This window comes from Agromyces neolithicus, assembly GCF_039529735.1.
GTDB classification, from domain to species: domain Bacteria; phylum Actinomycetota; class Actinomycetes; order Actinomycetales; family Microbacteriaceae; genus Agromyces; species Agromyces neolithicus.
The window spans coordinates 83,920-97,842 of record NZ_BAAANJ010000005.1 but is presented as its reverse complement, the minus strand read 5'-3'; the positions used below and the strand labels follow the sequence as shown (position 1 = coordinate 97,842).

Below are 13,923 nucleotides of genomic sequence, written 5' to 3'. Positions count from 1 at the left end.
GGGCCCGTGCTGCGGCGGTGTCAGACCTCGACAGCGCCCACCAGGTTCACCTTCACCCCGAGCCGGTCGAGCATCGCGGCCTTGGCGACGAGCGCCTTGTCGGCCGTCTCGGCATCAGGCGCGTAGACGAGCTGGGCGTGGTTCGCCTTGTGACGCGCCATGAACTGATCGCGAGTCACGTCGTGCAGCACGACGTGCGCGATCGGCCACTCGGGGTTCGTCGCGTCCTTGCGCCGCTGCGTCTCCTCGGCGGGCAGTTCAACGACGGTGCCGCGAAGCAGGTCGGCCTGCAGAACGCCGTCGGCGATGAACACGCGCGAGAGCACGACCTCGCCGGGCATCGAGACGCCATTGACGGTCGAACCGCCGGCGGGGAAGAACACCGGGTCCTGCCGCCAGCCCTCGGCGTGCTGCCACCCGCCGAGGTGCGAGCCCGGCACCGAGCCCGAGATCTCGTACACCCAGACGAACTCGCCGCCGAACTCCTCACCCCAGCGCACGTCGTGCAAGGTGTTGTCGGGTATGAGACCCATCGCCCGCCAGATGCGGTCGGTGACGAGCGCGTCGACCGCGACCCCCTCGTCTGCCTCATTGAAGTGCGGGAATGCGCGGCCCTCGTGCAGCACGCGCGAGCCGTCGCGCGAGGTCACCGGCGGGCGCTCGGTCGAGTTGAGCAGGCCCTCGGCCAGGTCGGACGCCGGCACGAGGTCCTTCAGCCCCTGCTGGTACTGGATGCCGACCGCATCGAGGCCGAAGTCGTCAGAGATGCGCAGGGCCGCGATGTACATCTTGTACTGCCAGCGCAGCTGCGCCTCGGTGAGCTCGGTCGCCTCGTCGGTGCCGAGCTTGAAGGTCATGCCGTGCCCGGCGAGCCAGGCGCCGACCGCGTCGGCCTCGTCGTCGCCCACCGTCAGCATCTCGGCGTAGAGGGCCGACTGCGAGAGCCGCTCTTTGTAGATGCCGAGCCGGTTCAGCAGTTCGTCGTCGAAGATCGCGTTGTACATGCCCATGCAGCCCTCATCGAAGACGCCGATGATCGCCTTGTCGGCGAGCAGTTCGTCGGCGAGCGCCCGACCGAGCTCCACCTCGGGGGTGTCGGGCAGCTCGGGCAGCGCGCGCACGTGCGAGTCGTCGTGTTCGATGCGGCCGGTCTCGACCCATTCGCGCAGCCCGCTTCTGAACCAGTCGTCGGTGAAGTCGACCGACCAGATCGTCGAGTACTCCTTGCCCATCTTCGTGAGACCGGCGTTGAGCCCGAGGAGCCCGACGAGACCCGGCCAATCGCCCGCGAAGTTCGCGACGGTGAGGATCGGACCGCGATGCGTGCGCAGCCCCGCGAGTACGTGGTGTGAGTACTGCCAAACCGCTTCGGCGACGATAAGCGGCGCGGCGACCGGGATCGACTTGAAGACCTCGAGCCCCATGCGCTGACTCGAGATGAAGCCGTGCCCCGTCGCGGGGTCGATGCCGTTGGCGCGCACCACGCTCCAGCCGAGCTCGCCGAGCGCGGCGGTGACGTCGGCCTCCATCGCTGCCTGCGTCGGCCAGCCGGCCGTGTTCGCCGACTCGCGCAGGTCGCCCGACGCGATCAGGTAGGCGGTGTTCGCCTCTGCCGCCGGTCGGACCGCCGGCTTCGGGAGCGTGTAGTGGGTCATGATGCCTCCTGGCTGGATGTTGCACGTCGGTTCTGGGAATGGGTGACGGTGATCGACTCGCCGGGTGCGAGACGGATGCCCCGGGCGACCGGTTCTCCGCACAGTCCGAGTTCATCGAGGTCAAAGAAGCCGCCGTCAGCGCGCAGAGTGAGCGTGTCGTTGTCGACCTCGACCCGCCCCCAGCCGGTGCCGGTCGTGACGAGCGAACCGAACGCGCCGGTGTTGTCGGTGACGGCGGGGTCGAACGAGAGGGTACGACTCGTGGCATCCCATTGCGCCCCGCTCATCGCGAGCAGCAGGCCCCACGAGGCGAGCGAGCGAGCATAGTGGTTGCCGCACTCGATTTCATTCCACGGGTTGCGGTGGGTGCCGTCGTAGCGGGCGCGCAATGTGCGCTCGATCGTCAGCGCCTCGTCGATGCGGCCCGCGTACGCGAGTGAGGTCGCGACCTGGTGCTCGATGCCGGTCCACACCTCGTCGGAGTACACGAAGGGGACGGCCGGGCGGCCGCCGCGCGGCCATGACGCGAGCAGCAGCCCGCCCTCGTCGTTCAGGGCGTAGACGCGCTGCGTGCTCTCGTGCGTCGTGAGGTCGGTGCGGTGATTGTGGGCGAAGACGGCGCCGAGCGCCGAGTCGACATGCTTCTTGGGTAACACGTACCCGAGCCCACCGAGGAAGGCGTGGAACTGCCCGAGCAGCTGATCCGAGAGCACGCCCTCGCCGTACTGGTACCGGTGCGCGTCGAGGTCGTCGATGACCTGGCCGTAGTATTCGCCGTTCCAGAGCACGGCGTCCATGCGTTCGGCCGCTCGATCGGCGCGAGCCGCCCAATCGGCGGCGCGCTCACCCTCGCCGAGGTGGCCGGCCATGCGCGCCCCCGCCCGCAGCGCGGCGATGAACATGCCGTTTGCGAGCGGGTCGATGCCGTGGAACTCGATGTCGTAGGTGTTGTGCAGCTCACCGTCGAGCAGGCCGTCGCCGTCGCGATCCCACTCGCGGATCGCATACTCGAGCGCACGCGCTGCGGCGGGCCAGAGCTCGGAGAGGAACGCGTCGTCGCCCGAGAAGCGCCACTCCCGGTGCAGCCGCAGCAGGGTGCCGAGCTGTCCGTCGACCGCCGGCCCCATGAACCAGCTCGGCCCACCGAACACGCGGTTGCCGCGGAACTTCTGCGCACCAGAGGCATCGGTCTCGAGCAGGTACTCGACGCGGCGGGCACTGCGCTCGAGCGACGGGAACAGCCACGCCGCCGTCTGGGCGTACGACCACACGTGCGTGCACGTGCCCTCGCACGAACCGCCGTGGTCGAACGAGCCCTCCCAGGCCGCGAACACGGAGCCGTCGCCGAGCTCGGGCGTCGGCGACTCGACCACGAAGCACGTCGTCGACCGCACCGCGGCGATGTTCGCGCCCACTGCCTCGGCGATGACCGGGTCGAGGGTGCCGCCGTAGAGCGCGTCGACGAATGCCGTCGTGCTCGATTCGAGTTCGGGCAGGTGGGTGTGCAGGTGCGTGGCGGCCGCCCAGGCGTCGGGCCAGAGCGTCGCGTAGTGGTTGCGCACGACCTGCTCGGCGTTCGGGTCGGCGAAGACGATGTGTCCCCGCCAGCCGCGCATGCGGTTGGGGAAGCTCCAGGCGAGCACGAACTCGAAGTCGCGCTCTTCGCCGGGCTCGAGCGTGTGCACGATGCCGAGCGACCCGGTGCGAAGCCTCGGCAGCTTCTCGAACAGCGCCGCCTCGCTCATCGGTGCACCGTCGATGCCGTCGGAACCACTACTCGAGCGCGGCGTCCCGTCGGCGTCGAGTTCGGCGAACAGGCCACGCGGTCGATCCTCGAGGGTGAGCCTGGGCTCGGGCGCGAGCAGCCCGTCATCGCGGAGGTCGTTCCAGAACAGCCGCGCGCCGTCGGGCCAGTAGCTCGTCACCCACTGCGGCTTGGCGGTGGTCGAGGCATCGGTCGTCGTGAGGCTGAGGGTTCCGTAGCCGAAATCGTCATCGGGCAGTTCGATGCCGAAATCGAGGCCCCTCACGCCGCCCTCGTCTCGCCATCGCACGGTCTGGGCCGCGCGCATGCCGAACGGACCGTCGCCGCGTCCTGCGGTGTGGGACACACTGCCGACGATGGAGACGGCGACCGGCACAGGGCCGGGGTTGCGCACCCGATAGCGCAGCACGGCGGCAGGGATGCCCGAGGCGTCGGCATCGAGCGGCACCAGTGGCGTGAACGCGCGCAGCGAGACCTCTACCGGGAGCGCGGCATCGTCGAAGTCGACATGGACGATCGGATACTCACCGTGCATGGTCGCACCGTCGAGGCGCGGCAACCCGGCGAGCTGGTCGAAGGCGTAGCCGGCATCCCAGTCGTGCCTGCCGGTGAGCCGGGCCTCGAGCACGCGCGTGACCTGCTCGCCGCCCTTGGGGGCGGCGTGGATCGCGAAGAAGGAGTGCGGGTTGCGCCGGCCCTTGTCGGGCAGGTTCTCGAGCTCCCAGTCGCGCAGCTCGCCACGCGCCCCGATCGACACGTTGCCGGTGCCGATGCCGCCGAGCGGGAAGGCGGCGCGTTCGGCGGTATGCGGGATGCCTCGTGCCCGCCGTGCCGTCGCGCCGGGGCGCGGCGGGGTCATGCACCGCTCCGCTGCTCGGCCGCGAGCTCGTGCACGACGCCCTTGCTCCCCTCGTACAGGCGCAGGTACCGCTCGAAGAGGGTGTCGTACACGCCGACGACGGCCGGGTCGGGCGTGATCGTGCGGGCGGCCGGGTTCCACTCGGTGATGTCGGGCACAGGGGCGCCCTCGCGGCGGGCGATCGCACCTGCGGCGAGGAACGCCGCACCGAAGCTCGCCCCGATCGTGATCTCTGGCACCTCCTGCACGAGCCCCGTGGCATCCGACACGATCTGCATCCAGAGTTCGCCCTGGGTGCCACCGCCGACGGCGACGATGCGGCGCAGGTCGGCGCCGGCGGCGCGCATCGTCTCGACGTTGTGGCGCACGCCGAGTGCGGTGGCCTCGAGCGCCGAGCGATAGAGGTCGCCGCGCCCGTGCTCGAGTGTGAGCCCGGCGATGACGCCGCGGGCATCGGGATCTTGGATCGGTGTGCGCTCGCCCGCGAAGTACGGCAGGGTGACGAGCCCGCGCGCGCCGGGGCCCGACTCGGCAGCCTCGGCGAGCAACTGCGGGTAGTCGGCCGCGGTGAGCTGCGCGAGCCAGGCGGTGAGCGCGCCCGATGTCGAGAGGCCGCCGGCGAGGTTGCGAGTGCCGGGGAACGCGCCGACCGTCGTCCACATCGATGGCGTGCGCAGCGTCTCGTCGCCGGTCGCGACGAGGAACATCGTGGTGCCGTACATGAGCATGAGGTCGCCCACCTCGTGCGCGCCGACGCTCACGGCTTCGGTCCAGGCGTCGATCGTGCCGACGATGACCGGGGTGCCCGCGGCGAGGCCGGTCAGGGCTGCGGCCTCGCCGGTCACGAGCCCGGCGACGTCGCCCGCCCACGCGAGCGGCGGCGCCTCGACGGGCGCCGCATACTGCACCCACCACGGATCGTGCCAGGCCTCGCCCTCGACGTCGTAGAGGGGCGTCACCTGGCTCGCCGACTGGTGGTCGAGCACATAGGCGCCGGTGAGCTTGCGGGCGAGCCACGAGGCCGGCATGTAGAGGCGGCGGGCGCGCGCCCACGCCTCGGGCTCCTCATCGGCGACCCAGGCGATCTTGGGTCCGCCGGCCTGCGAGGTGAGCTGCGATCCGCCGACGCGGGCGATCTCGTCGAGCCCCAGCTCGTCGTTCATGCGCCCGATCTGCGCACTCGCACGGGTGTCGACCCCGTAGAGGATTGCCGGACGCACGGGTTCGTCATCGCCGTCGCAGAGCAGCACGCACGGGCCCATGCCGCTCACGCCGACACCCTCGACCGTGGCATGCGGCACCGTCTCGAGCAGTTCGCGCGCGAGCGAGACGAACTCGCTCCACCAGATGCGCCCGTCCATCTCGACCCAGCCGGTGCGGGGGCGGTCGACGTCGTGCTGCTGGGTCGCGGAAGCGAGCAGCGTGCCGTCGGCGGCGACGAGCACACCCTTGCTGCTGGATGTGCCGATGTCGACCCCGAGGGTGCATCGCATCGACATGGCGTTCCTCCTCGATCACCGTCGCTCAAACCTGTCGGTCACTCTAGGCGAAATCGATTTCATGATCAACCGTCGGGCGTCACAGGCCGCTCGGAAGCACCGCCTGCCGCGGGTCAGTCGGCGGGTCGCGCGGGCTGCAGTTCGCCCCGCAGCACAACCGTGCGGGCCGGCTGGTCGTCACCCGCGATGCGCTCGAGCAGCATCTTGGCCGCAGTCACGCCCATGTGCCGCGCGGGCAGCCGCACGACGGTGACGGCACTCGGCGACAGGGTGGTGAAGGGCAGGGAGCCGACGACCGCGACGCCGAGCTTCGGCGGGGTGAGACCGTGCTCGGTGAGCACCTGGATCGCGCCGACGCCGAGCAGGTTGTTGCCCGCGACGACCGCATCGGGGGGTTCGGGCAGGGCGAGCAGCTCCTCCATCACGTCGCGGCCGCCGTCGACCCGGAAGGTCGAATACCGCAGCAGTTCGTCGGGGTCGGCGCCCGGGAACTCGCGTGTCACCACCGCGCGCCAGCCTTGGGCGCGCTCGTACGCGGTCTCGATGCGCTCGGGGCCGGTGATGCACGCGATGCGCCGATACCCGGCCCGCACGAGATGCTCGGTCGCCGCCTGGCCGGCCGTGCGGTTCGCCATGACGACGCCGTCGATGTCGTAACCGGTGCCGCGGTCGACCGCGACGACCGGACGCCCGGCGGCCTGGATGTCGTCGAGGTTCGTGTGGTCCGAGGCCGCGGCGAGGATCACGCCGGCCATGTGCTCGGAGATCGCGATCTGGAGGTAGGTGGCCTCTTTCTCGAGCTGGGCGTCGGTGTTGGCGAGCACGACGGAGAAGCCGGCGCTCTGCGCGACGTCTTCGACCCCCCGAGCGAGTTCGGTGAAGTATGGGTTCTCGATGTCGGGGATCACGAGGGCGATGACCTCGGACTCCTGCTTGCGCAGGGTTCGCGCCGTACGGTTCGGCGTGAACTTCAGCTGGCGCGCGGCCTCGCGGACGGCGAGCACCTTCTCGTCGGAGACTGCCACTCCGTTGAACACCCGTGAAACCGTCGCCGGCGAGACGCCGGCGAGCTTCGCCACCTCGTAGATCGTCGCCATGCGCCCTGCCCCTGCGCCGGCCCGCGTTGACATGCCGGTGAGGCAACCTTACAGTGTTGAAATCGATTCCAAGCGAGCGCATCGACGCGCCGCGCCAACACGAGGAAGTGGCACCGTGAACTCCCTGCACCCGCCGAGTCCCGACCTCTCATCGATCGCCGCGATGAGGCCGCTGCAGACCCGGTCGATCTCGCCAGAGAACTTCGACGGGTCGAAGGGCGGCGGCGGCCGGGCGACCGAGGGCACCGGGGCATCCTGCGCCCGCGATCTCGGCCCCGGCTGGAAGATCTCGCCAAGCGTCGACATCAAAGCGGGCGAGACGTTCGACCTCGCGACCATCGAGGGCGCCGGCAAGATCACCCACATCTGGATCACCACCCACACCGACAACTGGCGCACGCTCGTGCTGCGGGCGTACTGGGACGGCGCCGAGGAGCCGGCCGTCGAGGTGCCGTACGGCGACTTCTTCTGCAACGGCTGGGGCGTGTTCGCGCAGGTGAACTCGCAGGCGATCGCCGCCAACCCGCACGGCGGGTTCAACTCGTACTGGCCGATGCCGTTCAAGACCGGCGCGCGACTCACGGTCGAGAACACCTCGGTCGTCGACGTGCGGGTGTACTACCAGGTGACGTACGAGATCGGCGGCGACTACTCGAACGACGGCTACTTCCACGCGCAATGGCGCCGGTCGAACCCGCTCGACGAGCAGGTGCCACACACGATCCTCGAGGGAATCGAGGGCCAGGGGCAGTACGTCGGCACCTACCTCGCGTGGGGTGTGAACTCGAACGGCTGGTGGGGCGAGGGAGAGATCAAGTTCTACCTCGATGACGACACCGAGTACCCGACGATCTGCGGCACCGGCACGGAGGACTACTTCGGCGGCGCCTGGAACTTCGACATCCCCGGGCAGGGCTACACCGATTTCTCGACGCCGTACCTCGGCATGCCCCAGGTGATCCGCCCCGACGGCCTCTACATCAGCCAGCAGCGCTTCGGCATGTACCGATGGCACCTGCTCGACCCGATCTTCTTCGCCACGGGGATTCCGAAGGTCGACATCCAGGCCCTCGGTTGGCGAAGCGGATGGCGCTACCTGCCGCTGCGCGACGACATCGCCTCGACCGCGCTCTTCTACCTCGATCGGCCCACTGCGCGCCGCCCCAAGTCGCCGACCGCCGACGACATGGAGGTGCACTTGGGCACGGCTCCGGTGCCCGACATCGGGGCCATGCCGCCGCGCGCGCCGCAAGACTGACCACTGGAGCGGGGAGCTCGCAGCGACCTCAGTCGCCCTGCGGGCTCCCGCCGTCGGCGCTCCACGCCCGCCAGAGATCGGCGTAGCTGCCACCGCGAGCGAGCAGCTCCTCGTGCGTTCCGAGTTCGGCGAGCTCGCCCGCGTCGATCACCGCGATGCGGTCCGCGTCGTATGCCGTGGCCAGCCGGTGCGCGATGGCGATCACGGTCCGGCCCTCCATCACCGCGGCGAGCGCGGCCTCGAGATCGCGGGCGGCAGTCGGGTCGATGGCCGAGGTCGCCTCATCGAGGATCAGGGTGTGCGGGTCCGCCAGCACCACTCTCGCGAGGGCGAGCTGCTGCTCCTGGGCACCGGTCAACGGGTGCCCGCCCGCGCCGACCGCCGTGTCCCGCCCGTCGGGCAGTCGATCCACCCAGTCCGCCGCCCCGGTGGCCTGCAGGGCCCGCAGCACCTCGTCGTCGCCCGCGTCCGTATGGGCGAGGCGCACGTTGTCGAGCACGCTGGCGGCGAAGATGTGGCTCTCCTGCGTCACGAGCAGCACTTCGCGGCGACGGCGCTCGAGCGGGACCTCCCGCACGTCGACACCGCCGATCATCGCGCGACCCTCGGTGGGATCGTCGATTCCGGCGAGCAGTCGGGCGAGCGTCGACTTGCCGGCACCGGATGCCCCGACGATGGCGAGCCGCTCGCCGGGGACGATGCGCAGCGAGACGCCGTGCAGCACCTCGTGACCCGTGCGGTAGGCGAATCGCACGTCGCGCAGTTCGACCTCGGTCGACGACGGCACCGCATCACCGCCCGTCGGCTCTCGCACCTCGCCGACTCCGAGGATGCGGGCGAACGAGACGAGCCCCTTCTGCAGTTCATCGGTCCACTCGATCAGCGCCTCGAGCGGGGCGACGAGTGCCGCGGCGTAGAGCGTGACGGTGACCACCGTGCCGATGGAGACCTGCCCCTGGATCGACAGCCATCCGCCCCAGGCGAGCGATGCGAACACCGGGATCGCGAAGGCGAGGTTCGACCACGGCAGCACCACCATGCGCAGCTGGATGCGCCCGACGGCGGTGACCCAGTGGCGCGCGAGCACGTCGTCGATCGACCGGTTGCGAACGTCGGCAAGGCTCAGCGCCTCCACGGTGCGGGCGCCGTTCGCAGTCTCGGTGAGCGACGCGAAGAGCGGCCCGTAGCTGGCACCCATCCGCTCGTACACACCGACCGCCCGCTCCATGTACCACCGCATGACCACGATGAGCAGCGGCACGGCCAGCAGGTAGGCCGACGCGATGAGGGGCGACGTCAGCGCAGCCGCGGCGAGCGTGAGGATCACCGTGACCGCCGCGATGAGCGACTCCGGGAGCGCCCGGCGCACGGTCTCGGAGACGGAGCTGATGTCCTGCGTCGTGCGGGTGACGAGTTCTCCGGTGCCCGCCGACTCGACGAGCCCCATCGGCACCCGCAGCACGTCGGACATGAACTGATCGCGCAGGTGGGTGAAGACCTCTTCGCCGAGCATCAGGGCCGAACGGATCGCGAACATCACGAGCACGGCCTGCACCAGCACGCACGCCAACATCGCCGCACCGTACAGGGATGCCTCGGCGGGCCCGGCCCCCGCCGTGAGCCGGTCGATGAGCACGCCGACCAGGCGCGGCGGAGCGAGTCCGGCGAGCGCGGATGCTCCGAACAGCGCGATGACGACGACGAATCGGGCACGATGCGTGCGCCAGATCCCCCGGAGCTCGGCGCGAACCCGCTCGCGTCCGGCGTCGGGAAGGATGATCGCGGTCATGACACCCCTTCCGCCCGCAGTACGACGCCCCGGTAGTCGGCCTCGAGCTGCAGCAGCTCCTCATGGGCTCCCTCGGCGACCACCTCGCCGGCGTCATCGATCAACGCCACCCGGTCGCTCACGCCCAGCACGAGCGGACTCGTACTGACCATCACCGTCGCTCGTCCCCGCCGATAGGCCCGCATCCCCGCAGCCATGCGCTCTTCGGTCGACGCGTCGACCGAAGACGTCGGCTCGTGCAGCACGAGCAGCTGCGGCTCGCTGAGCAGGCTCCGCGCGGCACCCAGTCGCTGCCGCTGTCCACCGGAGAACTCGACGCCGCGCTCGCCCACGATCACGTCGAGCCCGCCGTCGACCGCGTCGACGATGTCGGTCGCGTCCACCGCGGCGACCGCGCGCAGGATGGTCTCGTCGTCACGACGGCCTCGCGGATCGAGCAGCTCCCGCAGGGTGCCGCTGAACAGGAACGGAACCGGGTCCGAGACTACGATCCGCTCGCGGATCTCGCCGATCGGGAGCTCTGCGATGCTCTGCCCGTGCAGGCGCACCACGGCATCGGGGTCGTCGGGCGCCATGCGCCCGATCCGGTCGACGAGCGCGCGTGCCTGACCTGCGTCGCGCACGGCGACGCCGAGCAGCTCGCCCTCGCGTACGCGCAGGCCGCTGCGTTCATCGAGCAGGTCCCAGTGGAGGGTCGGATCCTCGTCCGCGTCGTCCTGAGCCGCTGTCTGCACGGCCGCCTCCGCCGCCGCTACACGGCCCGCCTCGGCGGCGGCCTCACGGGGCCACAGCGGAGCCACCTCGAGCAACCCGGCGATCTGCCGTGCCGCGATGAGGGCCCGCACCGCGACCGTGACGGACTGGTTGAGCAGAGTCACGGGAAGCACCATGAAGCCGGCATAGCCGTAGAACGACACCAGCTCGCCGACGCTCAGTTCGCCCCGCGTAACGAGCACGGCGCCGATCCAGGTAAGCCCGACGACGAGCGTGCCGGCGATCAGCACCTTGAGCGCCTCGGCGATCGACATCGGCCTCGCGACCCTCTTGCCGGCATCGCGGGCAGCGGCCGAGCGCTCACGGAACCGGGCGAGGAACCAGTCCTCGCCGCCGATACCGCGAAGCACCCGCAGCCCTCGCGCACTGTCGGTGGCGACGGTGTTCATCTCCGACGTGGCGTCGCGCGCCTCGATCTGGCGGGCACGCAGCGATCGCACGAGCAGGAACAGGAGGGCCGAGAACGCCGGCACGCCCACGATGACGAGCCCGCCGAGCAGCAGGGAGTCACGCAGGAGGATCACGGCGACGGTCGCGAACGAGATGAGCGCCGACACCAGCGAGCCGACATTGATCGCGACGAAGCTCAACGCCCAGACATCCGAGGAGGCCATGGTGACGACCGCGCCGGGGTGCAGCTCGCGCTCGGCGGCGACGGTCACACGTGACGACGCTCGTGCGATGAGCTGATCGACTCGCGACCAGGATCGCTCGAAGTTCACCGATCCTGCGCGATCCCGCAGGCCCTGGATCAACGAGTGCTGCAGTTGCAGCGGCACCACGACGCCAAGCCACATGAGGAAGGCCGCGTAGTCGCCGGCGACCAGCCCCTCATCGACCGCCCGGCCGATGGCCCACGGCGTCAGCGCGAGACCCAGCAGCCAGATGATGTCGCAGACGGTGCCCTGCACGACCGTCGTCCACTGCTTGCCGACCAGCCACCGCAGGAACCCCCACGGCGTCACCCCGCGCGGCGGCGCGACGAACGGCTCGGGAATGGCGCGCATCGCTGACCTCGTCTCGGATCGGACTCCTCGTGCTCGACCCTTCGCGCACGGCATCGTCCACCCGAGACGAGCCTTTCACGTTAGGGGTCTGATATCGATTTCGCAAGGGCGGATCTCGAGCGGCTTCCGCCGCCGATCCAGCCCGGCGTCAGGGCCCTCAGGGCTTGCCGGGGCGATCCGGCTTGCCGGGCTTGTCGGGGAACTCGGGGCGTGGTGGCCGCGGGTCGTAGTGCACCGCGAAGAGGCTGAGGTCGCAGCCGTCGCACGAGGTGAGGATCGCACGGTCGGCTTCGGCGGTCGTCGTGACGACGAGTTGTGAGTCTTCGCGGTACGCGTCGCGGCGCACGGTGGCGGCGAAGCCGATCGTCAGCGTCTCGCCGGGGGCGATCTGCCCCGACCAGCGCAACGTCGAGCCGTCGAGCACGGGCTCGCCGATCGAGGAGCGCACCGACGCGGGATCCAGTGCGGTATCGTCGACGAGGCCGGCGAGATCGACCGCGAGGGTGACCGCCTCGGGGCTCGCGCTGTCGGTCGACGCCTGCACCTCGAACGTCACGACGTCGTCGCGCACCACCTCGGAGCCCGCCACTGGGTCGGAGGAGGCCGTGACCGTGAGCGCCGGCAGCTGCTCCTTCGCCTTCACGAGCGAGAGATCGTCGATCTGCACCCAGCGGTCGCCGTTCAGGTTCGAGCCGACGAAGGCCTGCACGGCCGTGCGGTCGCCGCTGTGGAAGGTCACCGAGTACCGCGTGTACGCACCCACCGATTCGAAGGACGCCTCGGCGAGCGTCGACCCGCCCGCGCCGAGTTCGCGCACGCCGATCGAACCGGGAGCGGGTGCACCACCCGTCACGACGAACCCGGTGAAGGTGTACGTGGTGTTCGGCTCGACCGCGACATCCTGGTGCACATCGATCCATCCGGCGTTGTGCCGCATCCAGCCCTGCTTGGTGCCTCCGTGCGCCCAGGCGTGGTTGATGTCGACGCCGCAGTTGCCCGTGCACGCCCACGGCGCCGGCATGGTGCCGTCGACGGCGCGCTCAAATCCGGGGTTCTCGATGAGGTTCGGGTTCACGACGGTGCCGGTCTCGTCGATCTCGACGCGCATCAGGTAGACGTTGTACGGCTCCCATTGCGAAAGCGTGAGGTAGAGCTCGCCGCCATCCGACCACGGGTGCAGGTAGCCGCCGTACAGGCCCGGGTAGTCGGCGAAGCTCGCGAGACGCTGCGCCTCGGCCCACGGCCCCTCGGGCGCGGGCGCGGTGCGCAGCACGAGGTCGAGGTCTTCGTTGAGGTAGGTCATCAGCCAGCCGCCGGTGTGCTCGCTGTACTGCACCGAGAGCTCCGCCGTGTTCGGCGGCACGATCGGTGCGGCGGCGGTGTCGTCACCGAGCACCCAGCTCGAGCCGTCCCAGTACGAGTACGCCGACTTGTCGAGAACGGATGCCTCGGGCACACGTGCGACGTGCGCCGCCCCGAACCGGCCGTTCGGCGTGCCGAACATGTAGACGTAGCCGTCGTGGCGCTCGAACGCGACCATCTGGAACGGGTGCTGCCCGTCGGCGGTGTTCGTCCACTGCGGCCCGTCGGTCGAGTTCCAGGTCTCGCCGTTGTCGTCGGAGTACGCGATGCGGCTGAAGTTGGTGTCCCACGCACCGGGAGCACCCCACTGGCGCACCGACATGAAGGCGAGGAACTGCCGCCCGCCGACGGCGATGCCGGCGGTCGGGATCGTGGTGATCTCCTCGCCGTTCACCTTCAGCGACGGGATGATCTCGGCCGCGTGGCCCGGCGCGTCCTCGACCGCCGAATCGAACGTCATGCCGTCGGAGAGCTCGGTGTCGCTGCTGCGCAGCAGCACGTTCGATCGCCAGTCGCCTCCGCCACCGCCCGGCCCGCTCCAGTCACCGAAGGTGTCGCCGAACGCGGTGAGCACCTCGCCCGAGCCGTTGTCCCACATGATGCCGAGGTCGGTGCCCGTCACCGCCCAGCGCGTGTCGGTGGCAGCGAGCGACTTCGGTCCGGTCATCTTGCTGACGACCACCCCCGGCGAGTGGTCGGGCGAGGGTTCGGCCGGCGCGCCCGCGGCGGACACGAGCGGTGCCGCGACCGCGCCGGTGGGCGCGAGGGCGCCGACGACGAGCGCGCCGAGCGCGACGATGAGGGCGGTGTTCCTTCTTACGGGCTGCAGCATTGCTTCTCCCTGTCGGTGGAAATTGC

At 70.2% G+C, this 13,923-nt stretch carries 8 protein-coding genes; 1 reads left to right on the top strand and 7 read right to left on the bottom strand.

Annotation, left to right across the window (positions count from 1 at the left end; genetic code table 11):
- Positions 1 to 20 precede the first annotated feature (20 nt).
- The 4 genes from ABD164_RS08005 to ABD164_RS07990 form a co-directional block, all read right to left on the bottom strand.
- On the bottom strand, positions 21 to 1,655 hold the full coding sequence (locus ABD164_RS08005; protein WP_344295238.1) for a fucose isomerase: 1,635 nt from the start codon (positions 1,653 to 1,655) through the stop codon (positions 21 to 23).
- Complete coding sequence (locus tag ABD164_RS08000) at positions 1,652 to 4,279, bottom strand: GH116 family glycosyl-hydrolase (RefSeq protein ID WP_344295236.1); 2,628 nt, start codon at positions 4,277 to 4,279, stop codon at positions 1,652 to 1,654. Before ABD164_RS08000 ends, ABD164_RS08005 begins: the two co-directional genes overlap by 4 nt.
- Positions 4,276 to 5,778 carry an FGGY-family carbohydrate kinase gene (locus ABD164_RS07995; protein WP_344295234.1) on the bottom strand — a complete coding sequence of 501 codons (1,503 nt, stop codon included), beginning with the start codon at positions 5,776 to 5,778 and terminating at the stop codon, positions 4,276 to 4,278. Before ABD164_RS07995 ends, ABD164_RS08000 begins: the two co-directional genes overlap by 4 nt.
- A 113-nt stretch (positions 5,779 to 5,891) precedes the next feature.
- Positions 5,892 to 6,875, bottom strand: coding sequence for a LacI family DNA-binding transcriptional regulator (locus ABD164_RS07990; RefSeq protein ID WP_344295233.1), 984 nt, complete (start codon positions 6,873 to 6,875; stop codon positions 5,892 to 5,894).
- A 115-nt stretch (positions 6,876 to 6,990) separates the two neighbouring features.
- Here ABD164_RS07990 and ABD164_RS07985 point away from each other — a divergent pair, with 115 nt between their 5' ends.
- Complete coding sequence (locus ABD164_RS07985) at positions 6,991 to 8,133, top strand: glycoside hydrolase family 172 protein (RefSeq protein ID WP_344295231.1); 1,143 nt, start codon at positions 6,991 to 6,993, stop codon at positions 8,131 to 8,133.
- A 28-nt stretch (positions 8,134 to 8,161) separates the two neighbouring features.
- Here the strand turns inward: ABD164_RS07985 and ABD164_RS07980 are convergent, their stop codons facing one another.
- The 3 genes from ABD164_RS07980 to ABD164_RS07970 form a co-directional block, all read right to left on the bottom strand.
- Entirely contained in the window at positions 8,162 to 9,922 is a 1,761-nt protein-coding gene (locus tag ABD164_RS07980) for an ABC transporter ATP-binding protein (RefSeq protein WP_344295230.1), read from the bottom strand.
- A complete protein-coding gene (locus ABD164_RS07975) occupies positions 9,919 to 11,703 on the bottom strand; it encodes an ABC transporter transmembrane domain-containing protein (RefSeq protein WP_344295229.1) in 1,785 nt (594 codons plus the stop codon). The genes ABD164_RS07980 and ABD164_RS07975 overlap by 4 nt, the downstream gene beginning before the upstream one ends.
- Before the next feature lie 157 nt (positions 11,704 to 11,860).
- On the bottom strand, positions 11,861 to 13,897 hold the full coding sequence (locus ABD164_RS07970) for a DUF4185 domain-containing protein (RefSeq protein WP_344295227.1): 2,037 nt from the start codon (positions 13,895 to 13,897) through the stop codon (positions 11,861 to 11,863).
- Positions 13,898 to 13,923 lie beyond the last annotated feature (26 nt).